At 71.7% G+C, this 23,061-nt stretch carries 25 protein-coding genes; 11 read left to right on the top strand and 14 right to left on the bottom strand.

The genetic code is table 11. The annotated features are described in order from the left end of the window. Positions 1–102: 102 nt before the first annotated feature. From L1785_RS16425 to ctaE, 5 genes are all read right to left on the bottom strand, one after another. Positions 103–732: a superoxide dismutase gene (locus tag L1785_RS16425; RefSeq protein WP_236090361.1), complete on the bottom strand. Its 630-nt coding sequence runs from the start codon at positions 730–732 to the stop codon at positions 103–105. Positions 733–876: 144 nt separating this feature from the next. Further along, the gene (gene qcrB, locus L1785_RS16420) at positions 877–2,598 is read right to left on the bottom strand and encodes a cytochrome bc1 complex cytochrome b subunit (RefSeq protein WP_236090360.1); all 1,722 of its coding nucleotides are present in this window, start codon (positions 2,596–2,598) and stop codon (positions 877–879) included. Beyond that, positions 2,595–3,650: a cytochrome bc1 complex Rieske iron-sulfur subunit gene (gene qcrA / locus L1785_RS16415; protein ID WP_372461877.1), complete on the bottom strand. Its 1,056-nt coding sequence runs from the start codon at positions 3,648–3,650 to the stop codon at positions 2,595–2,597. The genes qcrB and qcrA overlap by 4 nt, the downstream gene beginning before the upstream one ends. Continuing rightward, positions 3,647–4,426 (bottom strand): cytochrome bc1 complex diheme cytochrome c subunit, encoded by a 780-nt coding sequence (gene qcrC / locus L1785_RS16410; RefSeq protein ID WP_236090359.1) that lies wholly within the window; start codon positions 4,424–4,426, stop codon positions 3,647–3,649. The genes qcrA and qcrC overlap by 4 nt, the downstream gene beginning before the upstream one ends. A gap of 79 nt (positions 4,427–4,505) precedes the next feature. Continuing rightward, entirely contained in the window at positions 4,506–5,159 is a 654-nt protein-coding gene (gene ctaE, locus L1785_RS16405; protein ID WP_236090358.1) for an aa3-type cytochrome oxidase subunit III, read from the bottom strand. 193 nt (positions 5,160–5,352) lie between these two features. Between ctaE and L1785_RS16400 the strand changes: the two genes are divergently transcribed. Further along, on the top strand, positions 5,353–5,775 hold the full coding sequence (locus L1785_RS16400) for a hypothetical protein (protein WP_236090357.1): 423 nt from the start codon (positions 5,353–5,355) through the stop codon (positions 5,773–5,775). Positions 5,776–5,843: 68 nt separating this feature from the next. After that, positions 5,844–6,866 carry an anthranilate phosphoribosyltransferase gene (gene trpD, locus L1785_RS16395; protein ID WP_236090364.1) on the top strand — a complete coding sequence of 341 codons (1,023 nt, stop codon included), beginning with the start codon at positions 5,844–5,846 and terminating at the stop codon, positions 6,864–6,866. A gap of 80 nt (positions 6,867–6,946) precedes the next feature. Here the strand turns inward: trpD and L1785_RS16390 are convergent, their stop codons facing one another. Genes L1785_RS16390 through ctaC form a run of 3 tightly spaced genes read right to left on the bottom strand, consistent with a single transcriptional unit; the run spans position 6,947 to position 10,097 of the window. After that, entirely contained in the window at positions 6,947–7,348 is a 402-nt protein-coding gene (locus L1785_RS16390) for a cytochrome c oxidase subunit 4 (RefSeq protein ID WP_236090356.1), read from the bottom strand. After that, positions 7,345–9,159 (bottom strand): aa3-type cytochrome oxidase subunit I, encoded by a 1,815-nt coding sequence (gene ctaD / locus L1785_RS16385; RefSeq protein WP_236090355.1) that lies wholly within the window; start codon positions 9,157–9,159, stop codon positions 7,345–7,347. Before ctaD ends, L1785_RS16390 begins: the two co-directional genes overlap by 4 nt. Beyond that, on the bottom strand, positions 9,156–10,097 hold the full coding sequence (ctaC, locus tag L1785_RS16380) for an aa3-type cytochrome oxidase subunit II (RefSeq protein WP_236090354.1): 942 nt from the start codon (positions 10,095–10,097) through the stop codon (positions 9,156–9,158). The genes ctaD and ctaC overlap by 4 nt, the downstream gene beginning before the upstream one ends. Positions 10,098–10,409: 312 nt before the next feature. On the opposite strand from ctaC, the gene L1785_RS16375 reads away from it, so the two are divergent. Then, positions 10,410–11,564 carry a cysteine desulfurase family protein gene (locus L1785_RS16375; RefSeq protein WP_236090353.1) on the top strand — a complete coding sequence of 385 codons (1,155 nt, stop codon included), beginning with the start codon at positions 10,410–10,412 and terminating at the stop codon, positions 11,562–11,564. Beyond that, on the top strand, positions 11,561–11,800 hold the full coding sequence (locus tag L1785_RS16370) for a sulfurtransferase TusA family protein (protein ID WP_236090352.1): 240 nt from the start codon (positions 11,561–11,563) through the stop codon (positions 11,798–11,800). Before L1785_RS16375 ends, L1785_RS16370 begins: the two co-directional genes overlap by 4 nt. A gap of 86 nt (positions 11,801–11,886) precedes the next feature. On the opposite strand, the gene erpA is transcribed toward L1785_RS16370, so the two are convergent. Beyond that, positions 11,887–12,240, bottom strand: coding sequence for an iron-sulfur cluster insertion protein ErpA (erpA, locus tag L1785_RS16365; protein WP_236090351.1), 354 nt, complete (start codon positions 12,238–12,240; stop codon positions 11,887–11,889). A gap of 130 nt (positions 12,241–12,370) precedes the next feature. Further along, positions 12,371–12,886 carry a glycerate kinase gene (locus L1785_RS16360; protein ID WP_236090350.1) on the bottom strand — a complete coding sequence of 172 codons (516 nt, stop codon included), beginning with the start codon at positions 12,884–12,886 and terminating at the stop codon, positions 12,371–12,373. A 53-nt stretch (positions 12,887–12,939) separates the two neighbouring features. Between L1785_RS16360 and nadA the strand changes: the two genes are divergently transcribed. The 3 genes from nadA to L1785_RS16345 are packed head-to-tail and all read left to right on the top strand — an operon-like array spanning position 12,940 to position 15,340. Further along, positions 12,940–14,136 carry a quinolinate synthase NadA gene (nadA, locus tag L1785_RS16355; protein WP_236090349.1) on the top strand — a complete coding sequence of 399 codons (1,197 nt, stop codon included), beginning with the start codon at positions 12,940–12,942 and terminating at the stop codon, positions 14,134–14,136. 10 nt (positions 14,137–14,146) lie between these two features. After that, positions 14,147–14,734 (top strand): DJ-1/PfpI family protein, encoded by a 588-nt coding sequence (locus L1785_RS16350; RefSeq protein WP_236090348.1) that lies wholly within the window; start codon positions 14,147–14,149, stop codon positions 14,732–14,734. 60 nt (positions 14,735–14,794) lie between these two features. Continuing rightward, complete coding sequence (locus L1785_RS16345; RefSeq protein ID WP_236090347.1) at positions 14,795–15,340, top strand: acyl-CoA thioesterase; 546 nt, start codon at positions 14,795–14,797, stop codon at positions 15,338–15,340. Positions 15,341–15,484: 144 nt separating this feature from the next. Here L1785_RS16345 and L1785_RS16340 read toward each other — a convergent pair whose 3' ends face one another. Beyond that, complete coding sequence (locus L1785_RS16340) at positions 15,485–16,855, bottom strand: dipeptidase (protein ID WP_236090346.1); 1,371 nt, start codon at positions 16,853–16,855, stop codon at positions 15,485–15,487. Between the two features lie 64 nt (positions 16,856–16,919). Here L1785_RS16340 and L1785_RS16335 point away from each other — a divergent pair, with 64 nt between their 5' ends. Next, positions 16,920–17,537 carry a DUF3043 domain-containing protein gene (locus L1785_RS16335; RefSeq protein WP_236090345.1) on the top strand — a complete coding sequence of 206 codons (618 nt, stop codon included), beginning with the start codon at positions 16,920–16,922 and terminating at the stop codon, positions 17,535–17,537. Between the two features lie 115 nt (positions 17,538–17,652). On the opposite strand, the gene L1785_RS16330 is transcribed toward L1785_RS16335, so the two are convergent. Together L1785_RS16330 and yczE are read right to left on the bottom strand one after the other, a co-directional pair. Beyond that, a complete protein-coding gene (locus L1785_RS16330) occupies positions 17,653–18,663 on the bottom strand; it encodes an aldo/keto reductase family protein (RefSeq protein WP_236090344.1) in 1,011 nt (336 codons plus the stop codon). A gap of 44 nt (positions 18,664–18,707) precedes the next feature. Beyond that, a complete protein-coding gene (gene yczE, locus L1785_RS16325) occupies positions 18,708–19,517 on the bottom strand; it encodes a membrane protein YczE (RefSeq protein ID WP_308113355.1) in 810 nt (269 codons plus the stop codon). A 62-nt stretch (positions 19,518–19,579) separates the two neighbouring features. Between yczE and L1785_RS16320 the strand changes: the two genes are divergently transcribed. Continuing rightward, positions 19,580–21,187 carry an aminotransferase-like domain-containing protein gene (locus L1785_RS16320; RefSeq protein ID WP_236090343.1) on the top strand — a complete coding sequence of 536 codons (1,608 nt, stop codon included), beginning with the start codon at positions 19,580–19,582 and terminating at the stop codon, positions 21,185–21,187. Positions 21,188–21,223: 36 nt separating this feature from the next. Here the strand turns inward: L1785_RS16320 and L1785_RS16315 are convergent, their stop codons facing one another. Beyond that, positions 21,224–21,748 (bottom strand): GNAT family N-acetyltransferase, encoded by a 525-nt coding sequence (locus L1785_RS16315; RefSeq protein ID WP_236090342.1) that lies wholly within the window; start codon positions 21,746–21,748, stop codon positions 21,224–21,226. Between the two features lie 54 nt (positions 21,749–21,802). Here L1785_RS16315 and L1785_RS16310 point away from each other — a divergent pair, with 54 nt between their 5' ends. Together L1785_RS16310 and L1785_RS16305 are read left to right on the top strand one after the other, a co-directional pair. After that, positions 21,803–22,594, top strand: a complete 792-nt coding sequence (locus tag L1785_RS16310) for a DUF8817 family protein (protein ID WP_236090341.1) — start codon at positions 21,803–21,805, stop codon at positions 22,592–22,594. Positions 22,595–22,625: 31 nt separating this feature from the next. Then, complete coding sequence (locus L1785_RS16305; protein WP_236090340.1) at positions 22,626–23,054, top strand: GNAT family N-acetyltransferase; 429 nt, start codon at positions 22,626–22,628, stop codon at positions 23,052–23,054. The last annotated feature ends 7 nt before the right edge of the window (positions 23,055–23,061 follow it).

The following is a 23,061-nucleotide window of genomic DNA, read 5'->3' as shown; positions in this document are numbered from 1 at the left end:
GGTGGTGGGGTTGGGCCGGGGGGGCCGGAGGCTCCAGAGACGGCCCGACGCCGGTGGGTCGCCTCGAGGAGGCGACCCACCGGCGTCGGGCGACAGCGAGCGTCAGACGGACGCGACGATCAGACCCGCGGTCTGCGACTTCGCACGGCCCAGACGCGCCTCGGCGTCGGCCCAGCTCACCAGGTTCCACCAGGCCGTGACGTAGTCGGCACGGACGTTCTGGTAGTCCAGGTAGTAGGCGTGCTCCCAGCAGTCCAGGAGGATGATCGGCACAAGGCCGAGCGCGATGTTGCCCTGCTGGTCGTAGAGCTGCACGATCACGAGCTTCGAGCCGACCGAGTCCCACGCGAGGATGGCCCAGCCGGAGCCCTGGACGCCCGCCGCGACGGCTGCGAAATGCGCCTTGAACTTCTCGAACGAGCCGAAGTGCTCGTCGATCGCGGCGCCGATCTCGCCGGTCGGCTCGCCACCGCCCTCGGGCGACAGGTTGGTCCAGAACGCGGAGTGGTTGACGTGACCGCCGAGGTTGAACGCGAGGTTCTTCTCGTGCAGGTTCACCGTCGCGAGGTCGCCCTTGTCCCGGGCCTCCTCGAGCTTCTCCAGCGCCGTGTTCGCACCGGCGACGTACGCCGCGTGGTGCTTGGAGTGGTGCAGCTCCATGATCCGGCCCGAGATGTGCGGCTCGAGTGCCCCGTAGTCGTACGAAAGGTCAGGGAGCGTGTAGACAGCCATTGCTGAGGTACCTCCTGGATCGGGCCGCTCACCGTAGGTGGTGGGCGGCGGGTCGCCCCGGACTCCTCCCGGGGACGACGACGACCCGGCCCCACCGGCCCGTGGAGGGACGGTGGAGACGGGTCGTCGCATAGGGACGCAGGGTCAGTGCCCCTGCGTGGTTCCGTGACCGGCGCCGACGCCGGCACCGATGGCCGGGTGCTCGGCGGGAGCGAGCTCGTCGTGCTCTCCGTGCGCGTGCGCGGCCGCCAGCTCGGCGGGCGTCACCGGCTCGACGCGGTCCTCGAAGAAGAACCGCGACAGGCGCTGCCAGCGCCGGTCCGCGCCGTAGCCCTTGCGCTTGACGCCCCGCGCGTCCGACTTCGGCTCGATGCGCAGCGGCTCGTACGCGTGGTAGTTGACGCGCAGCCAGCGCTCCTGCTCGTCGAGCGGGCGGTGCACCTCGATGTACTCGCCGTTCGCGAACCGCACGATCCGGCCGGACTCGTGGCCGTGCAGCACGAGCTCACGATCCTTGCGCTGCAGGCCGAGGCAGACGCGCTTGGTCACCCAGAACGCGAACACGGGGCCGACGAAGATCAGCACGCGGAACACCCAGGTGATCGAGTTGATCGAGAGGTGGAAGTGCGTCGCGATGAGGTCGTTCGACCCGGCCAGGGCCAGGATGATGAACGCGGTCAGGAATGCGACACCCAGGGCGGTGCGGGTGGGCACGTTGCGCGGGCGGTCGAGCACGTGGTGCTCGCGCTCGTCGCCCCGGACCTTTGCCTCGACGAACGGGTAGACGAACAGGAACGTGAACAGCAGGCCCGGGACCACCATGGCGGGCACGAGGATGTTGAGCGGCAGCGTGAACCCGGCGATCACCCACTCCGTGCCCTGGCCTGGCATGAGGCGCAGCGATCCCTCGAGGAACAGCATGTACCAGTCCGGCTGGGCGCCCGCCGAGACCGGCGACGGGTCGAACGGCCCGTAGTTCCAGACGTTGTTGATCGCCATGGTGGCACCCATGAGGGCCAGCACGCCGAAGATGATGAAGAAGTTGCCGGTCATCTTCGCGACGTACACCGGCAGGGCCGGGAAGCCCACGACGTTGTCGTCCGTGCGACCGCCGCCCGGGTACTGCGTGTGCTTGTTCAGCACCATGAGGAACAGGTGCAGCGCGATGAGGGCGAGGAGCAGACCCGGCACGATCAGGATGTGGATGGTGAACAGGCGCGGGACGATGTGAGCGCCCGGGAACTCGCCGCCGAAGACCAGGTACGACGTGTACGAACCGATGACCGGGATCGACTTGATCACGCCGTCGGTGATGCGCAGGCCGTTGCCCGAGAGCACGTCGTCCGGGAGCGAGTAGCCGGAGAAGCCGGCCGCCAGGCCCAGGATCAGCATGGTCATGCCGACGAGCCAGTTGAGCTCGCGCGGCTTGCGGAACGCGCCGGTGAAGAAGATGCGCATCATGTGCGTGACGATCGCGGCCATGAAGATCAGCGCGGACCAGTGGTGGATCTGCCGCATCAGCAGGCCGCCGCGCACCTCGAACGACATCTCGAGGGTGGACGCGAACGCGACGGACATGAGCTGCCCGTGCATGTTCGCCGGGTGCTGGCCCTCGTAGTGGGTGAGCGCCATCGACGGCTCGAAGAACATCGTCAGGAAGACGCCCGAGATCAGCAGCACGACGAACGAGAACAGCGCGATCTCGCCGAGCATGAACGACCAGTGGTCGGGGAAGACCTTGCGGGCGAACTCCTTGACGAGGACACCGATGCTGGTGCGCTGGTCGAGGTAGTCGGCGGCCTTGCCGGCGGGCGTCGTCGGCTTCGCCGGGGCCTCGCGGTGCTGGTTGGAGGCGGTGGTGCTCACTTCAGACGCTCCCAGTAGCTCGGGCCGATGGGCTCGGCGAAGTCGTCCTGCGCGACCAGGTAACCCTCGTCGTCGACCGTGATGGGCAGCTGCGGCAGCGGGCGGTTGGCCGGGCCGAACACCACCTTCGCGCCGTTCGCGACGTCGAAGGTCGACTGGTGGCACGGGCACAGCAGGTGGTGCGTCTGCTGCTCGTAGAGGGCGACGGGGCACCCGACGTGCGTGCAGATCTTGGAGAAGGCGATGATGCCGTCGTACGACCAGCCCTCGCCCTGCTCCGACGTGATGTCCTCCGGCTTGAGCCGGACGAGCAGGACCACGGCCTTGGACTTTTCCGTGATCCACTCGTGAGACTCACGGTACTCCTGCGTCACGTCGGGAATCACGTGGAACACCGAGCCGACCGTGACGTCGGCTGCCTTGATGAGCCGGCCCGACGGGTCGATCGCCAGGCGCATGCCGGTCTTCCACAGCGTGTGCTTGAACTTCGAGATGTTCCAGTCGCCGCCGACGCTGCCGATCAGCGGCACCGCGATCGTCAGCGGGAACAGCGCGAGCGCCGAGATGAAGGCGCCCTTGAGCAGGCCACGACGGCCGATCCCGGACTCGGCGATGCCCACGTTGAGGTCGGCGACCGCGCCGTCGCGCGTCTCGTCCGAGCTCCGCATGGGGTGGCGCTCCTGGACCATCTCGTGGTCCGACATGAGGGTCTTCGCCCAGTGGATGCCGGCGATGCCGATGCCGAGGAGGGACACCGCGAGGCCGAGGCCCAGCAGCAGGGTCGACAGGCGCACGCTCGACGTCGGACCCTCCGGCGGCACCGCGACGTACGCGACCAGCGTGCCGATGGTCCCCAGGACCGACAGCACGAAGAGGAGGGTCACGATGCGCTCGGTGCGCTTGGCCGCCTGGGGATCCGTGTCCGCGAGGCGGAGCTTGTGAGGGTGCAGCCCCGGGTCGGTGAAGCGCTCGGCGTGGACGACGTCGGTGTTCCGCTCGGTCGCCGTCACCTCGTGCGACGTTCCGGCGGGGGTGTTCTTGTTCTCGCTCACGACGACTTCGCTCCGATCCAGACAGCAGCACCGATCAGCACGCCCATGCCGACGGCCCAGCCCCACAGGCCCTCGCTGACGGGGCCGAGGCCGCCGAGGGCGTTGCCGCCCGCCGAGCCCTCACGCTGGTCCACGAGGAACGCGATGATGTCCTGCTTCTCCTCCGGAGTGACGTTCGCGTCGTTGAAGACGGGCATCGACTGCGGGCCGGTGAGCATGGCCTGGTAGATGTTGCGCGGCGTGGTCTCCCACAGTGCCGGGGCGAACTTGCCCTCGGACAGCGCGCCGCCGGCGCCCACCGCGTTGTGGCACATGGCGCAGTTGGTCCGGAACAGGGCCATGCCGTTGGCGATGTCACCGTCGGCAGGGTCGACCTGCGCATCGGTCGGGATGGCCGGGCCGGCACCGAGCGACGAGACGTAGGCGGCGAGCGCGGCCGTCTGCTCCTCGTCCATCTGCCGGGGCTTCGAGATGGCCTGCGGGCCACTCATCTGCATCGGCATGCGGCCGGACGACACCTGGAAGTCGACCGCGGCCGCACCGACGCCTACCAGCGACGGGACGCCGGGGCTGCCCTCGGCGTTCGCACCGTGGCAGGTGGCGCAGTTGGCCTGGAAGAGCTTCTTCCCGGTCTCGATGTCCGCGGTGCTGGCGGTGTCGGCCGAAGCCGGGCTCGGTGCCAGGGCGGCATAGACGCCGCCCGTGACCAGCAGCGCCAGCAGCAGGAGCACGGCCGGCGCGAACCGGTGGTGCCTGCGGGCGGCGAGTGCCTTCACGAATAGATCCTCGTCTCGCTGAATCGGGGGGTTCTTGAGTGTGGGGTGCCGCAGGCGCGGGGCGCCGTCGGCGTACAGCTCAGCGCAGCAGGTAGATCACGGCGAACAGCGCGATCCAGACGACGTCGACGAAGTGCCAGTAGTACGACACGACGATGCCCGTGGTGGCCTCGTGGTGACCGAACTTCTTCGCGGCGAACGAGCGGCCGAGCAGGAAGAGGAAGGCGATCAGGCCGCCGAGGACGTGGAGGCCGTGGAAGCCGGTGGTGATGTAGAAGACCGAGCCGTAGGGGCTGGAGGAGATCGACAGGCCCTGGTGGACCAGCTCGGTGTACTCGAAGATCTGGCCGCCGATGAAGAACGCGCCCATCAGGTACGTCAGCGTCATCCACTCGTTCATCCCCCAGCGCCAGAACGCGAAGATGCTGCCCGTCCGGTTCGGCTGGAACCGCTCGGCGGCGAAGACGCCTGCCTGGCAGGTGAACGACGACAGCACCAGCACCGTGGTGTTGATCGTCGAGAAGCCGAGGTCGAGCTTGCCCGCCTGGGCGGCCCACTCCTCGACGGGCATGGTCTGCCGCACCGTGAAGTACATCGCGAAGAGCGCGGCGAAGAACATGAGCTCGCTCGCGAGCCAGACGATCGTCCCGACCTGCACGGGGTTCGGGCGATTGACGCTCACGTGCTGGTGGGTGTGGGTGGCAGCAGCCGTTGCGGTCGACACGTGAGCCATTATGGCCGACGTTCGACCTGTTCACGCCACGAACCCTTTCAGTCCCTGGCGTCGAATGTCACAAACCCTTCACTTGCTGACGGAGTGTGGGACAGTGCCATGAAAAGGCCGTGAGACACGCCTGCCGCCGAGCCCGGCGGTGTGCCACGATCAGTCAGGCGACGACGCTGTCGGCCCACGAGGAGGAGCGAGCATGACCACGGACGTGACCAGCACGGGGACCTCGACGACCACCACCGTCGCCGCCCCCCGGATCCTGCTGTACAGCGACGACCGGACGGTGCGCGAGCGGGTGCGCCTCGCCGTCGGGCCACGGCTCGCGGCCGGCGGCCCGGCGATCGTCTGGCACGAGGTGGCGACGGCCGCCGCAGTCATCGACGCGGCCGACCACCAGTCCTGGGACCTCCTCGTCCTGGACGGCGAGGCGGACAAGGCCGGCGGCATGGGAATGTGCCGCCAGCTCAAGAACGAGGTCTACAACTGCCCGCCCGTCCTCGTCCTGACGGGCCGCCCGCAGGACGCGTGGCTGGCCACCTGGTCGCTCGCCGACGGCGTGGTCGCCCGCCCGCTCGACGCCATCACGCTGCAGCAGGCTGTGGCTCGTCTCGTCGCATAGTTCACTCACCGCACCACCTACCCGGAGGACCCCGCGTGACCACCGACCCCACCCGTACCTGGCCCGGGATGCTGGGCGACGTCGTCGCCGGCACCGACCTGACGCGCGAGCAAGCCTGGTGGGCCATGGACCAGGTCATGTCGGGCGAGGTCTCGCCCCTGCGACTCGCCGCGTTCCTGACGGCGCTGCGGGCCAAGGGCGAGACGGTGGACGAGCTCGCGGGCCTCGTCGAGGCCATGCTGGCGCACGCCACACGGATCGAGGTGCCCGGTCCGTCGGTGGACGTCGTCGGCACCGGCGGCGATCGCGCACACACCGTGAACGTGTCCACCATGGCGGCCGTCGTGGTGGCCGGCACCGGCGTGCGCGTCGTGAAGCACGGCAACCGGGCGGCGACGTCGTCGTCCGGCTCGGCCGACGTGCTCGAGGCGCTCGGCATCCGCCTCGACCACACGCCCCAGCGCGTAGCCGAGATCGCGATCGAGGCGGGCATCACGTTCTGCTTCGCGACCGTGTTCCACCCGTCGATGCGGCACGCGGGCGTGGCCCGCAAGGAGCTCGGCATCCCGACGGTGTTCAACTTCCTGGGCCCGCTCACGAACCCCGCGCAGCCGCGCGCCGCCGCGGTGGGCTGCGCCGACGCGCGCATGGCGCCCCTCATGGCGGGCGTCTTCGCCGCCCGCGGCACGTCCGCGCTGGTCTTCCGGGGTGACGACGGCCTCGACGAGCTCGCGGCCACCGGCCCGGCGACCGTCTGGGAGGTGTCGGGCGGCGCCGTCACGGAGCACCGCCTCGACCCGGTGGTCGACCTCGGCCTCGCACCCATCACGGTCGAGGACCTGCGGGGGGCCGACGCCGCGTACAACGCCGACGTCGCGCGCGACATCCTGGCCGGCAAGGAGGGGCCGGTGCGCCACACCGTGCTGCTCAACGCGGCGGCGGCCCTGGTCGCCGACGGCAGCCTGCCCGGCACGGCCGAGGGCACCCTCACCGAACGGCTCTTCGCCGGTCTGGGCCACGCGGCCCGCAGCATCGACGACGGCGCCGCCGAGGCCGCGCTCGCCCGCTGGGCACTCGCCGCCTCGCACTGATCCGCCCGGTGGGACAGGGCGCCCGACGCCGATGGGCCACCTTCCGTAGGGAAGGTGGCCCATCGAGGTCTGCGCCGAGGTCAGTGCGCGTGCTGTCCGCGCGAGAACTCGAAGACCCAGCCGGTGAGACCGACGACGCCGATCGCCAGGCCGAAGTAGAGCACCCACCAGCCGACGGCGAGGCCGAGGAACGCGATCGCCGCGGCAGCCCCGATGGCCAGGGGCCACCAGCTCCACGGGGCGTACACGCCCTGGTCGCCGGCGCCGTCCTCGATGTTGCCGTTCGGGTCGTCCTCGGGACGGTCGTCGATACGCCGGGCCGTGAGGGCGAGGTAGGCGCCGATCATCGCCACCAGCGCGCCGACGAGCGGCATGCCCAGGTAGCCGACCGGCTCCTGCCACTCCGTCATGTACCCGTAGACGACACCGGCCAGGACGAACAACGGCGCACCCGCCAGGAAGAGCCTCGTCTCGTTCTTCACTTGGTGGTCCCCTCTTCCTGGTCGTCGACGATCACCGTCGTGCTCTGCTCGCTCGCCTCGGCGTGCGCCGTGGTGCGCTCGACCACGACCTCCTTCTGCCCGCGACGGTCGGCCTCACCATAGATCTTGTCGAGGACGCCGGGGTGCAGGTCCGGGTGCTCCATCGCCGCGACCTCGGGGTGGTGCAGGTCGAAGGCCGGCGACTCGGAGCGGATGCGGGGCAGCGACGTGAAGTTGTGCCGCGGCGGCGGGCAGGACGTGGCCCACTCGAGGGAGCGGCCGTAGCCCCACGGGTCGTCCACCGTGACCTTGGGCGCGTTGCGCCACGTCGTGTAGACGTTCCAGAGGAACGGCAGCGTGGAGGCGCCGAGCAGGAAGGCGCCCACCGTCGACACCTGGTTCTCCCAGGTGAAGCCCTCCTCCGGCATGTAGTCCGCGTAGCGGCGGGGCATGCCCTCGACGCCCAGCCAGTGCTGGATGAGGAAGGTCGTGTGGAAGCCCACGAACAGCATCCAGAAGTGCACCTTGCCCAGGCGCTCCGACAGCATGCGGCCCGTCATCTTCGGCCACCAGAAGTAGAAGCCCGCGAACATCGCGAACACCACGGTGCCGAACACGACGTAGTGGAAGTGCGCCACCACGAAGTAGGAGTCGGACAGGTGGAAGTCGAGGGCCGGGCTGGACAGGATGATGCCCGTCAGGCCGCCGAAGAGGAAGGTCACGAGGAAGCCGATGCTCCACAGCATCGGCGTCTCGAACGTGAGCTTGCCGCGCCACAGCGTGCCGATCCAGTTGAAGAACTTCACGCCGGTCGGGACCGCGATGAGCATGGTCATGAACGCGAAGAACGGCAGCATGACCGCGCCCGTCACGTACATGTGGTGCGCCCACACCGTCACCGACAGCGCGGCGATGGCGATCGTTGCGTAGACCAGGCCCGTGTAGCCGAAGATCGGCTTGCGCGAGAAGACCGGGAAGACCTCGGTGACGATGCCGAAGAACGGCAGCGCGATGATGTAGACCTCGGGGTGCCCGAAGAACCAGAACAGGTGCTGCCACAGGATGGCCCCACCATTCTCCGGGTCGAAGATCTGCGCGCCGAGCCGGCGGTCGGCACCCGCCGCGAACAGCGCGGCGGCCAGCGGGGGGAAGGCCATCAGCACCAGGAGGCTCGTCACGAGCGTGTTCCAGGTGAAGATCGGCATGCGGAACATCGTCATGCCGGGCGCACGCATCGTGATGACCGTGGTGATGAAGTTGACCGCACCGAGGATCGTGCCGAAGCCGGCGAGCGCGAGGCCGAAGACCCACAGATCGCCGCCCAGCCCCGGACTGAAGGTCGTCGACGACAGAGGCTGGTACGCGAACCAGCCGAACGAGGCCGCGCCCTGCGGCGTGAGGAAGCCCGCCGTGGTGATGATGGCGCCGAACAGGTACAGCCAGTAGGCGAACATGTTGAGGCGCGGGAACGCCACGTCGGGGGCGCCGATCTGCAGCGGCATGATCACGTTGGCGAAGCCCGCGAACAGCGGGGTCGCGAACAGCAGCAGCATGATCGTGCCGTGCATCGTGAAGAGCTGGTTGTACTGCTCCTTGCTCTGCACGAGCTGGATGCCGGGCTCGAAGAGCTCCGCACGGATCACGAGCGCCATCAGGCCGCCGATGGCGAAGAAGATGAACGACGTGATCAGGTACATGTACCCGATCGTCTTGTGGTCGGTGGAGGTGATCCACTTGATGATGGTACGACCGAGGGTCTGCCGCTCCGGCCGCAGGCCGGGGATCAGCTCGGTCGTATATGCGGCCGTCACTCGTCCGCCTCCTCGTTGTTCAGGGTGCCCGCGCCGTCCGAGTGGCGGTCGAGGTCGGAGTTCTCCGCACCCTCGCCCGACTCCAGCGAACCGGTCTGGCCCATGGCCCGCAGCTCGTCCATGTGGGCGTCGTACTCCTCCTGGGAGACGACCTTCACGTTGAAGAGCATGCCCGAGTGGAACTCGCCGCAGAGCTCGGCGCACTTGCCGGCGTACGTGCCCTCACGCGTGGGGGTCACGACGAACTCGTTGGTGCGGTCCGGGATCATGTCGCGCTTGTAGAGGAACGCGGGGATCCAGAACGAGTGGATCACGTCGCGCGAGTCCAGCGTGAAGTGCACCGACTGGTTCACCGGCAGGTACAGCGTCGGGAACTCGGTCGAGGTGCCCGGCACGCCGTCCACCTGCTCCTCGGCGGTGACACTGCCCGGGTCGCCCTCGTGCTCGCCGAAGTCGTAGACGTCCTCGTCCAGGTAGTTGAAGTCCCAGCTCCACTGCTTGCCGACGACCTGGATGTTCACGTCGGCCGTGTCGGCGCCGCTCAGGTCCTGGACCGCGGACATGTCCTTGTCCGTCCAGTAGAAGAGCACGAGCACCATGATGACCGGCACAGCCGTGTACATGAGCTCGAGCGGCAGGTGGTACCGCGTCTGGACCGGCAGCTGGTGGTCGTCACGACGCTTGCGGTAGGCGGCGACGCACCAGAGGATCAGACCCCACGTGATGACGCCGACGGCGAGGGCGGCGATCCACGAGCCCACCCACAGGGTGGTCATGCGCTCGGTCTGATTCGTCACCTGCCCGTCGGTGAATCCGGGTAGGTACCCGCGCTGGACGGTGTCGCTGGCGCAGCCGGAGGCCAGCACGGCGATCGCGACGGCAATGGCCGACGCGCGCAGGATGGCCCGCCGGGTGCGGGTCGGTGGCTTCGAGTGCAAGGGGGGCCTTTCACGTCTCGTCCGGCTGGTCCCCGTCACCGGTGCCGTGGGGCACTCACACGGGTTCCACGCAGAACCTTCGTCCTCGATACACCGCAGCCTAGCGCGCCGTCCGGGCCCGCGACGCCGGAACCGGCCACCGCCGACGTGACGATGACGGCACATCGGCGCTGTTCAGGACACCGATGATGCGAGTGTCAGAACGATCGGCCCGCACGGGTGCGACGATCGGAGGACGACGGCTGTTCACCGCCCGGACGAACGCCCTTCCCGGCCGCGCACCGCGGCCGGGCCGCACCTCGGAGGAGTCCTGTGACGCTCACCACGCAGCGCGTGCACCTCGACAACGGCGGGCGCGCCCCGTGGCACCCGCTCGCCCGTCAGGCCCTGGTCCAGGCCCTCGACGACGGCTGGGCCGACCCCCGCCGGCTCCACGCGGAGGGGCGCCGCGCCGCCCGTCTCCTCGACGGCGCACGCGAGGCCGTCGCCGCCGTGCTCGGGGCCCGGACGGACGAGGTGCGGTTCACGCCGTCCCACACGGCCGCCCTGCACGCTGCGGTCGCCGCAGCAGCCGCGGGCCGCCGTCGTGCCGGCTCCGGCGTCGTGGTGAGCGCCGTGGAGCGGGCGGCGGTGCTCCACGCGGCCGACGCCGCTGCGGGCTCCTCCGGCTCGCCGGGTCGCACCGTGGTCCCCGTCGACCGGCTCGGCCGGGTCGATGCCTCCGCCATGGTCGAGGCCGTCGGCCGCCGCGGCGTGGCGCTGGCCGCCCTGCAGCACGCCAACGGCGAGGTGGGCACCATGCAGCCCGTCGAGGAGGTGCACGCCGCCGCCCGCGCCGCCGGCGTGCCGCTGCTCGTCGACGCGGGCGCGAGCCTCGGGCACGTGGCCGTCCCGGACGCGTGGGACCTGCTCGCCGCCGACCCGGCCGACTGGGGCGGTCCCGCGGGCGTCGGCCTGCTGGCGGTGCGGCAGCGGGTCCGAGCCGTGCCGCCCGGGCCGGAGGACGAGGACCCCTGGGCGCCCGGCGGGGTCAGCGTCCCGCTGGCGTTCGCCGCCGCCGTCGCGCTCGAGGCCGTGGAGGCGGACCGTGTCACGCAGGAGCTGCGTCGCCGCGCGCTCGTGGACCGGGTGCGGGCCGCGGTCGCCGCCATCCCGGACGTCGAGGTCGTGGGCGACCCCGATGCCCGGCTCCCCCACGTCGTGACGTTCTCGTTCCTCTACGTGGACGGCGAGGCGCTCGTGACGGAGCTCGACCGGGCGGGTTTCGCCGTCGGCTCCGGGTCGGCGTGCACGTCGAGCACGCTGGAGCCGTCGCACGTGCTCGCCGCGATGGGCGTGCTCACGCACGGCAACGTGCGGGTCGCGCTCGACCGTTCCACCACCGCCGACGACGTCGAGCGGTTTCTCGCAGTGCTGCCCGGGGCCGTCGCGCGCGTGCGGGAGCTGCTGGGGGTGCAGGGCCTGTGAGCAGGCCGGAGGTGGACGCCGAGGTGGTGGACGCGCGCGGGCTGCGGTGCCCGCTGCCCGTCATCCGGCTCGCCGCCCGGGCGAAGGGCCTCGGGCCGGGCACGCTCGTCACCGTCCTGTCGACCGACCCGGCGGTCCGGTACGACGTCCCCGCATGGGCGCGGATGCGCGGCCACGAGATGGTGTCGGACGAGGAGACGGACGGCACCTGGTCCCTGACCGTCCGGCTCCGTTGAGCGGGCGAGGACAGCGCGACGGCCCGGTCACCTCGTGAGGTGACCGGGCCGTCGTCGGGCAGAACTTGGCGCGTCAGGAGAACGCGTCAGGAGAAGGAGCCGCCACAGGCGCAGGCGGAGCCCGCGTTCGGGTTGTCGATCGTGAAGCCCTGCTTCTCGATGGTGTCGGCGAAGTCGATCGTCGCGCCCTCGAGGTACGGCACGCTCATCTTGTCCACGACGACCTCGACACCGTCGTAGTCGCGCAGCGCGTCACCCTCGAGAACGCGCTCGTCGAAGTAGAGCTGGTAGATCAAGCCCGAGCAGCCGCCAGGCTGCACCGCCACGCGGAGGCGCAGGTCGTCCCTGCCTTCCTGCTCGAGGAGGCTGCGCACCTTGTTCGCGGCGAAGTCGGTGAGGACGACGCCGTGCGTGGTGACGTCGGAAGTGGTCTCGGTCATGTCATCTCCTGATCTGGCACGTGTCCGGCGCTGCGGCCGGGACGGTCGTCTCGCAGACCTTGCAAACACCGCCGCCCAGCGCTCTGTTCCCGATAGTACGCCGGGCGCGGGCGCAGGTCCGTGACCCACGTCACGCCTGCCACCCCGGGGTCCACGTGCGCGCCACGCGCGCCACCCGTGCGGGCCGGCCGAGGTCGCCGTCACCGATCTCGTGGACGCCGCTCAGCCCCGCCGCGGACCACTCGCGGCGACCCACCTCGCTGCGCCCGGCCAGCACGACGACGGGCACCGCGTGCGGTGCGGCGGCACGCGCCGCCTCGGGCACCGGTCCCTCGTGCAGGGTGGTCACGTCCAGCACGTCGACGGCGACCACCACGAGGTCGGCACGTGCGGCCGCGGCCGCGAGGCCAGGCTCCGCCGGAACGGGTCCGGCAGCGGCCGGTCCGCCGACGGGGAGCCTCGCGCCGGCGACCAGGACGCCGCCGCCCGACGCGCCGGCCGGACCGGGTGCCGGCGCCGCCGGGACGCCCGGCACGGGCCCGCCGACGGCGCGCACCTCGCAGGTCGTGTGCGGGGCCGCGTCCGCCCACGCTGCCGCGAGAGACCTCGCCGCGGTCTCGTCGGTGGCCAGGAGCAGCACGTGCACGAACCGACCCTAGACCCGGGGATCATGTGGGCGCCGTGTGTCACCATGGTGCCGTGAGCACGCTTCTGGCCAACTTCACCGAGCCGTCGCCGTCGTCGTTGCTGCTCCTCGGGCAAGGGCGGGACCTCGCGTCCGAGCGTGGCGTCGAGTGCGCGGGCGAGCTGCCCGCGCCCAGCGACCCGGATCTCGTGGAACGGGCTCGCGCGGCTCGCGCCGCCCTGGGCGACCGGGCGTTCGTGCTGGGCCACCACTACCAGCGCGACGAGGTCATCGACTTCGCCGACGTGACGGGCGACTCGTTCAAGCTCGCCCGCGAGGCGGCCGCCCGCCCCGAGGCGGAGTTCATCCTGTTCTGCGGCGTGCACTTCATGGCCGAGAGCGCGGACATCCTCACCTCGGACGCGCAGCAGGTCGTGCTGCCGGACCTCGCGGCCGGCTGCTCGATGGCCGACATGGCGGCGATCCACCAGGTCGACGAGGCCTGGGCGGTCCTGGAGGACCTGGGCATCGCCGGCGACACGATCCCGGTCACGTACATGAACTCGTCCGCCGCGATCAAGGCGTTCACCGGCCGCCACGGCGGCACCGTGTGCACGTCCTCCAACGCGGAGGTCGCGCTGCGCTGGGCGTTCGACCAGGTGGGCGGGGTGGACGGCACCGGCAAGGTGCTCTTCATGCCCGACCAGCACCTCGGCCGCAACACGGCCGTGCTGAAGCTCGGGCTGCCCCTGGAGGCGTGCGTCGTCTTCGACCCGCGCAAGCCGAACGGCGGCCTCACGGACGCCGAGCTGCGCGACGCCCGCGTGATCCTGTGGCGTGGCCACTGCTCGGTGCACGGCAGGTTCTCCGTCCAGAACGTCCACGACATCCGCGCCGCCGTCCCGGACGTCAACGTGCTGGTGCACCCCGAGTGCAAGCACGAGGTCGTCACGGCCGCCGACTACGTGGGCTCCACGGAGTACATCATCAAGATGCTCGACGCGGCCGAGCCCGGCTCATCGTGGGCCATCGGCACGGAGCTCAACCTCGTCCGCCGGGTCGCGCGCGAGCACCCGGACCAGAACGTGCACTACCTCGACTCGACGGTGTGCTTCTGCTCCACCATGAACCGCATCGACCTGCCGCACCTGGTGTGGGCGATGGAGTCGCTCGTCGCCGGTCGAGTGGTGAACCGGATCGTCGTGGATCCCGACGACGCGCACTGGGCGCGCGTCGCACTCGACCAGATGCTGGCCCTCCCGGGAATCTGACCGGCGCGCGATGACCGGCAACGGCGGCCTGCGGATCGGCATCTTCGTCTTCGACGGCGCGGAGGAGCTGGACGTCGTCGGCCCGTTCGAGGTGCTCGCCGCCTGGAGCGAGCACTCCGAGCTGCGCCCGCAGGTGGACACCTTCTCCTGGGACGGGTCCGGCGTGCGGCTCGCCAGGGGCATGCGGCTCGTGCCCGCGCGCTCGGCGGACGACGTCGGGCCGCTGCACCTGCTCGTCTACCCGGGCGGGATCGGTACGCGGACCCTCATCACCGAACCCGGGCATCTCGAGTGGCTGCGCGCGATGCGCGCGCAGACGCCCCTCCTGGCCAGCGTGTGCACCGGCGCGCTGGTGCTCGCGGCCGCGGGGCTCCTCGCGGGCCGGCCGGCCACGACGCACCACGACCACTACGACGAGCTCGCCGAGCTCGACCCCAGCATCCTCGTCGACACCGAGGCGCGGTTCGTGGACGACGGCGACGTCCTGACCTCCGCCGGCGTGTCGGCAGGGATCGACATGGCGCTCCACCTCGTCGGGCGCCTGGAGTCGCCCGGGGTGGCCAAGTCCGTCGCGCGCTCGATCGCGTACGGGACCTAGCCCGCCTACGCGGGAAGCGAGGTATCCGATACCGCCCGTGCGCGGTATAACCTGCGTCACATGACTCGCATGCTGCAGCTCACGTGGGCCGCGCTCGTGCCGCGCCGGCGCGTCCCCGGCCGGGGGATCCTCGAGCCGTCCGTCACCCGCATGCGGGTATGGCCCCAGGACCTGGACCTCTACGGGCACGTCAACAACGGCTCGTACCTGCAGATGATGGACGTCGCACGGAGCAACCTCATGGCGGACGCCGGCGCGTTCGAGGCCGCGAAGAAGCACGACTGGTATCCCGTGGTCGCCGCGTCGACCATGAAGTACCGCCGCTCGCTGCAGCCGTTCGAGCGGTTCGAGATCACGTCGCGGATGCTCGGCTGGGACGAGCGGTGCGTCTACATCGAGCAGGTCTTCACGTGCAAGGGAGCGCTCTGCGCGCGCGGTGTCGTCGCCGGCCGGTTCCTGGACCGGAACGGCAATCGCATCCCGGCACCGGACGTCATCGCGGCGTACGACCCGGCTCTCACGAGCCCCGAGCTGCCCGAGGACGTCGCGTCCTGGGCCCGGGTGCTCGACGTCGCCCCGCGTCCGGAGGAGCGGGCGGACGCGTGACGACCGCCTGAAGCTCTACGCGCGATTCCCGCCGAGGTAGTAGGTCCGTCCGACGGACCTACTACCTCGGCCAGGGATCTCCGCGGAGGTAGTTGTTGCGTCCGACGGACCTACTACCTCGGCCGGCGATTCTTGTCGGGAGGGTCAGAGGCCCTGGGCGACCCTGCTCAGCAGCAGCGCCTCCGCCAGGACCACCTTCTGCAGCTCACCCAGGTGCACCGACTCGTTGGCACCGTGCGCCCGTGAGTCCGGGTCTTCGACGCCCGTGACCAGGATCGCCGCGTCGGGGAAGACCTCGAGCAGGTCCGCGATGAAGGGGATGGACCCGCCCACACCGATGTCGACCGGGTCGGTGCCCCATGCCGTCGCGAAGGCCCAGCGGGCCGCCGCCATCGCGGCCGAGTCGCCGGGCGCGAGGAACGCCTTGCCCGTCTCCTTGGTGGTCCAGGTGACGCGGGCACCGAACGGCGCGTTCTTCACCAGGTGCTCCCCGAGCGCCTCGGCGGCAGCCGCTGGGTCCTGACCCGGCGCGAGGCGCATCGACAGCTTCGCCTTCGCTCGGGGAGTGATCGTGTTCGACGCCTGCGCCGTCGGCGTCGCGTCGATCCCGATCACGGCCAGCGCCGGCTTCGACCACAGGCGGCCGGCGATCGATCCGGTACCGACCAGGGCCACGCCGTCGAGCAGCGACGAGTCCGCCCGGAGCGCGTCCTCCGCGTAGTCGACGAGCGGCTCGGGCGCCGTGACCAGGCCCGCCACCGCGACGTCCCCGCCATCGTCGTGCAGCGTGGCGACCAGCCGCGCGAGCACCGTGTACGCGTCCAGCACAGCGCCGCCGAACATGCCCGAGTGCACCGCGTGCTCCAGGACCTCCACCTCGACGTACCCGTCGACGAGGCCACGCAGCGACGTCGTCAGCGCGGGCACGCCGATCTTCCAGTTGGTGGAGTCGGCCACGACGATGACGTCGGCGGCGAGCAGGTCGCGGTACTCCTCGAGGAACGCGCGGAACGACGGCGAACCGTCCTCCTCCTCCCCCTCCACGAAGACGGTCACGCCGCAGCCGAGCTCGTCACCGAGCACGCGCAGCGCGCCGAGGTGCGCGACGATGCCGGCCTTGTCGTCCGCCGCGCCGCGACCGTAGAGCCGCTCCCCCACCTGCGTCGGGGTGAACGGGTCGGTGTTCCACGCCGCCGGGTCGCCCGGCGGCTGCACGTCGAGGTGCGCGTACAGCAGCACGGTCGGGGCGCCCTCAGGGGCGGGCCGGCGTGCCACGACGGCGGGCGCACCCGGCGTGCCGTCCGGCTTGTTCGCGCGCAGCACCTGCACCTCGGGCAGGCCCGCGCCCGCGAGGAGCTCGGCCACAGCTTGCGCGCCGGCGGCCACGTGCGCCTGGTCGAACGCCGCCGCCGACACGCTCGGGATGCGCACGAGCGCCTCGAGGTCGGACTGCAGCGCGGGGAAGATCTGGGCTACGCGCTCCCGGAGCACGCCCACCTGGGTTTCGTTGGTCACCCGCTCAACGCTACCTCCGCGCTCCGACGGCGGAGGTCCGCCGGCGTGCGACTAGAATCGAGTGGTGTTCTCCCGTAGCAAGACGGACTCCCCGGCCGGTGTGACCTCCCCCGGCGTGACCCCCGACCAGGTGACCTCTTCGTCCGAGACGGCCGGTGCGGCGTCGGGCAAGGGACGGCCCACGCCGAAGCGCAAGGAGGCCGAGGCCGCGAACAAGCGACCCCTGGTGCCGACCGACCGCAAGGCCGCCGCGAAGGCCGCACGGGAGCAGCGCCGCATCGACCGCGAGCGGACCTACCAGGCCATGCAGACCGGTGACGAGAAGCACATGCCCGTGAAGGACAAAGGTCCGCTGCGCCGGTACGTGCGCGACTACGTGGACGCACGCTGGAACCTCGGCGAGTTCTTCCTGCCGATCGCGTTCGTGTTCCTGTTCGCGACGTTCTTCACGCAGTCGCGGCCCGAGATCGGCGTCCTCGTGCTGCTCGGCCTGTACGGCTACCTGGGCCTCACGCTCATCGACGCCGTGCTGCTGTGGCGGACGCTGAAGAAGCGCCTGCTCGCGAAGTTCGGCGAGGTGCCCGGCGGCACGATGATGTACGCCGTGACGCGCGCCTACCAGATCCGCCGGTCGCGCCTGCCGCGCGCGATGAGCAAGAAGCACGGCGAGTACCCCGTCTGAGAACCGCGCGAGTAGTACCGCAGCACCGCGGTGGATATGGAGAGGGCGGGAATCCGAGCTCGGATTCCCGCCCTTTCCATACCTCGAGCGGCCGGGGCCGCTGCGGAGTGGTCCGTCAGCTCGGGCGCGTGGCCGGCGAGTTCTCGGCCGTCTTGGCCGGGTCGCGCACGACGACGTCGCCGAGGGCGTCGTCGATCTGCTTCATGAGGTGGACCGGGATGACCACGCCCGCTGCCTTGACGTTCTCCGCGACCTGCTCCGGGCGCGAGGCGCCGACGAGCGCGGCGGCGACGTTGTCGTTCTGCAGGACCCACGCGACGGAGAGCTGGGCCATGGTGAGCTCCAGCTCGTCGGCCACCGGCTTGAGCTTCTGCACCGCGGTGAGGACCTCGTCGGTCATGAAGCGGCCGATCATGCGGGCGCCCGTGGGGTCGGTCGCGCGCGAGCCCTCCGGCACCGGCTGACCCGGCAGGTACTTGCCGGACAGCACGCCCTGCGCCATCGGCGACCAGACGATCTGCGAGACGCCGAGCTCCTCCGAGGCCGGGACGACCTCGTCCTCGATCACGCGCCACAGCATCGAATACTGCGGCTGAGACGAGATGAGCTGGAAGCCGAGCTGCTTGGCGAGCGCGTGGCCCTGGCGGATCTGGTCCGCGGTCCACTCGCTGACGCCGATGTAGAGGGCCTTGCCCTGGCGGACGACGTCGGCGAACGCCTGCATCGTCTCCTCGAGCGGGGTCTCGGTGTCGAACCGGTGGGCCTGGTAGAGGTCCACGTAGTCGGTGCCGAGGCGGGTGAGCGAGCCGTTGATCGACTCCATGATGTGCTTGCGCGACAGGCCCGAGTCGTTGGGGCCGGCCGGACCCGTGGGCCAGTAGACCTTCGTGAAGATCTCGAGCGACTCACGGCGCTCGCCCTTCAGCGCGTCGCCGAGCACCTGCTCGGCCTTGGTGTTCGCGTAGACGTCCGCGGTGTCGAACGAGGTGATGCCGGCGTCGAGGGCGGCACGGACGCACGCCGTCGCGACGTCGTTCTCCACCTGCGAGCCGTGCGTGAGCCAGTTGCCGTACGTGATCTCGGAGATCTTGAGGCCGCTGTTGCCGAGGTATCGGTAGTTGGGCATAAGCCACACCCTATGACATACGTTCGAATCGAATCGACCGGGGGTCAGCGGCGCGCCGCCAGGCCCGACGGAGCCAGCCACCGGGCGGCGAGCTGCACCACCGGGCCGACACCGAGCGCGTAGGCGACGGTGGCCCAGCCCAGCGTGCCGCCGAGGAGGGCGCCCGAGACCACCACGGACACCTCGATCCCCGTCTTGACGAGCCGCACGGACCACCCGGTGCGCGCCACGAGACCGGTCATCAGGCCGTCCCGCGGCCCCGGCCCGAGGCGCACGCCGATGTACGCAGCGGTGGCCACGCCGTTGAGCACCACGCCGCCGACCGCGAGCGCCACGGACGCCGCGACGCCCGGGTCCGGCACGAGCCGCCCGAGGACGAGGAGCGCCGGGTCGATCGCGAGGCTGATCACCACGACGTTCGCGAGGGTGCCGATGCCCGGCCGCTGGCGCAGCGGGATCCAGACGGCCAGCACGAGGACCGACACCGCCGCGATCACCGTGCCGAACGACAGGCCCGACGAGCGCACCAGGCCCTGGTGCAGCACGTCCCACGGCATGCCGCCGTAGCCCGAGTGCAGGAGCATCGCGGTGGACACGGCGTACCCCAGCAGGCCGAGCGGGAGCTGGACCCCGCGGCGAGCCGGTGACATCGCGACGGCCGGCGCGGCGGGCCCGCGTCCGTCCAGGAGCCCGCGCCCAGCGGCCGGGGGCACCATGCCTGCGAGCCCGCGCTCGATCGCGGCGGCACGGCCGGCGAACGGGTCCGCGGGCGCTGCCGGGCGCGGGGCCGACGCCGGCACGGTCACAGCGGGCTCGGCGGCTGGAGCAGCGACGGGAGCGAGGGTCTCGGTCATGCCGCCTACCATCACCCAGCATTGGCCTTGCCATCTATAGCCAATTCGCGCACAGTGGCCCCATGGCCTCCTCCGTGTCCGTCGCCCCCCAGGTGCTGCGCCACCTCTCCCCGGCCGGAGCGGCCCGCCTGCTCGGCGAGTGGCACGCCGGTGGGCCCGCCTACCTCGCGCTGGCCGACGCGCTGCGCGCCGCCGTCCTGGCGGGCACGCTCGCGCCGCTCACGCGTCTGCCGAGCGAGCGCGAGCTCGCGGCGGCGCTCGACGTCTCGCGCACCACGACCGCCGCCGCGTACGGGCGGCTGCGCGAGCTCGGCTTCGCGGTGAGCCGGGTCGGCTCCGGCACCGTCGCGGTCCTCCCGCGCAGCGGCGGGCGCCCGCCGCTCGCCCGCCCCGTCGCAGGCGACGCGCCCGCCCTCGACCCGTTCGGACCCGGTCCGGGCCCGCACCTGCCGGGCATGGCGGACCCGCTGCCCGACGCCGGTCGCTCGCCCCTGCAGAGCGCGTCGCCGGACGAGCACCCCGGCCTGGGCCGGGCGGAGCCCCCCGAGGGGCGGGCCGGTGCACCCGGGCGAGCGTCCGCCGTCGGACCGCGGGAAGACGTTCTGCTGGACCTGGCGCAGGCCACCCCGGCGGCACCGCCCGCGCTGTACGACGCGTTCGCGAGGGCGCTCGAGGCCCTGCCCGCGTACCTGGGCACCGGTGGGTACGCGCACCACGGGATCGAGCCGCTGCGCGAGGCGGTCGCCGCGCGGTACCGCGAGCGAGGCATGCCGACCACGGCCGACCAGATCCTCGTCACCACCGGCGCGCAGCAGGCCATCACGCTGCTGGCCCAGACGTTCGTGGGGCCGCGTGGCCCGGCGGTGGTGGAGTCGCCCACGTATTACCACGCGATGGAGTCGCTGCGGCAGGCAGGTGCCCGGCTCGTGGGCTTCCGGGCGGGCGACGTCGAGCAGCTCGAGTCGGCGGTGCGGCAGACCCGGCCGCGGCTCGTCTACCTGGTGCCCGACTTCCACAACCCGACCGGCAGCTCCCTCGACGGCGAGGCGCGCGCCGCCGTGCGCGCGCTCGCCGACCGCTACGGCGTGACGGTGGTGGGCGACGAGACGCTGACCGAGCTCGCTCTCGACCCGGGCTCAGCCGTGACCGGGCCGTTCGCGGGCGACGGGACGTCGCCGCACCTCGTGAGCGTGGGGTCGGCGTCCAAGACCTTCTGGGGCGGGCTGCGGATCGGCTGGGTCCGCGCCGACCCGCAGGTCGTGGAACGGCTCGCCCGCACACGGCAGTCGATGGACATCTCGACGGCCGTGCTGGACCAGCTCGCCGTCGTCGAGCTCCTCGGCCGCCGCGCCGAGGTGCTGCCCGGCCGGCTCGCCGGACTGCGAGAGCGGCGGGACCTGATCGTCGGCCTCCTGCGCGAGGCGGTGCCCGTCTGGCAGGTCGAGGCGCCCCCGGGCGGGCTGTGCCTGTGGGTCGGCCTCCGCCGGCCCGTTGCCCAGGCGTTCGCCGCTGCCGCCGCCGCGGAAGGCGTGCTCGTCAACGCTGGTCCCGTCTTTACCCCCGACGGCTCCGCGCGCGACCGGTTCCGCCTCACCTACACGCGCACGCCCGACGAGCTGGCGCTCGCGGTGCCGCGGCTCGCGCGGGCGTGGGAGCGGGTCGGCGGCTGAGCGGGGCCGCCGGGCCGGCGCCCTGGCGCGTCCGCGTCAGGGCTGCTCGATCCAGTACCGCCGCACCCTGCCCACCGCCGTGCGCCGCACGTCCTCCAGGACGCCCCCGTTGTGCTCGATCGCACGCGCCGAACCGGTGTTGCGGGCCGCGCAGGTCACGAGCACCCGGTGCATGCCACGGGACCTCGCCTCGTCGAGCACGGCGCCGAGCGCCCAGGTCGCGACGCCGCGGCGTCGGGCAGACGGACGCACGCTGTACCCGACGTGCCCTCCCGCGTCGAGGAGGAACGCGTCCAGGTGGTGGCGCAGCTCGACCGCGCCGAGGTATGTGCTGCCCTCCGCGACCCACCAGTAGGTGACGGGCGAGTCGTCGCCGGCGGCGCCCGAGGGTCCGGCGGCGCCCCGCAGGCGGTCCACCCAGGCCGCGAAACCGGGCTCCGTCAGGACGTCGTCACCTGCCCGCAGCCCGGCACCGTCCAGGTGCGCGCCGGGCTCCCACTCCGCGAACGCCTCGAGCCAGGAGCCGCGCAGCCGGACGGTCGGGTAGACGAGCTCGGGCACCTTGCGACGGTAACACCGGCGCGCGCTCCCGCCGCCGTCGGTAGGGTGACCTTCATGGGCAGCCCCGCCGACGACGTCACCGCGACCGCCCGGATGATCCCCATGCTGCCCTGCGGCGACGTCGACGAGCTGGTGGCCTTCTGGACCGATCTCGGGCTCGAGGTCGTGTACCGGCAGACGCGTCCCAACCCGTACGTGGCCCTCAAGCGCGGCGGCGTCGAGCTGCACTACTACGGCATGCCGGGCTGGGACCGGGACCAGAACCACTCGACGTGCGCGATCGCCGTCGCGGACACCGCGCCGCTGCACGAGCTCTTCGCGGACGGCCTGCGGGCGCGGTACGGACGCCTGCCGCTGTCGGGCGTCCCGCGCATCACGCGGCCCCGGCGCCGCTCCGACAACGCCGGGCTGTCCGGGTTCAGCCTGGTGGACCCGGCGGGCAACTGGGTGCGGGTCAGCCGCGCCCCCGACCTGGCCGACGACGTCCCGGTCGCCGCCGGCGAGGGCGCCACCACGTCGTGGGCGCCGTCGGGCGAGGGGCGCGTGATCCGCGCGCTCGACAGCGCGGTGGTCCTCGCCGACTCGCACGGCGACGAGACGCAGGCCCGCAAGATCCTGGCGGGAGCGCTCGACCGCGCGCCCGACGCGCCGCTCGCGGAGCGGGCCCCCGCGCTCGCGTACCTGGCGGAGCTGGCGGTGCGGCTCGAGGACGCGGCCGCCGCCCGAGCCGCGCAGGACGCGCTGGCCGCGGCCGTGGCGGAACCCGGTGCGCTCGACGCGCTGGACCCGGACGACCGCCAGGCGGTCGACGCCGCCGTCGCCGCGAGCGCTTCCCTCGACATCTGACCCGTCACCGGCTCGGCGTAGGGTGCGGCGCATGAGCCTGCTGATCCGGCCCGCCGTCGCGGGCGACGTCGACGCGGTGTGGCCGCTCGCCCGTGACTTCGCCACCAGCTTCCGCCCGGAGCGGCCCGCCTTCGAGGCCACCTTCGCGACCCTCCTGCCCGACGCCGGAGCTCACCTCCTCGTCGCGGGCGACGGCCCCCAGATGGTCGGCTACCTGCTGGCACACGTGCACGGGACGTTCCTCGCGAACGGGCCGGTGTGCTGGGTGGAGGAGGTGATGGTCGCCGAGAGCCACCGGCGCCGCGGCGCCGGCGCCGCGCTCATGGCGGGCGCGGAGGCCTGGGCGGCGGAGCGCGGCGCGGCCTACGTCTCGCTGGCGAGCCGCCGCGCCGGCGACTTCTACCGAGCGCTGGGCTACGAGGACTCGGCGACGTTCTTCAAGAGGACGCTCCGCGACTGAGCGGCAC

Origin of the sequence: Antribacter soli (genome assembly GCF_021568775.1) — a bacterium.
Taxonomy (GTDB): domain Bacteria; phylum Actinomycetota; class Actinomycetes; order Actinomycetales; family Cellulomonadaceae; genus Antribacter; species Antribacter soli.
The sequence above is the reverse complement of the archived record's forward strand: the minus strand, read 5'-3'. Positions and strand labels throughout refer to the sequence as shown.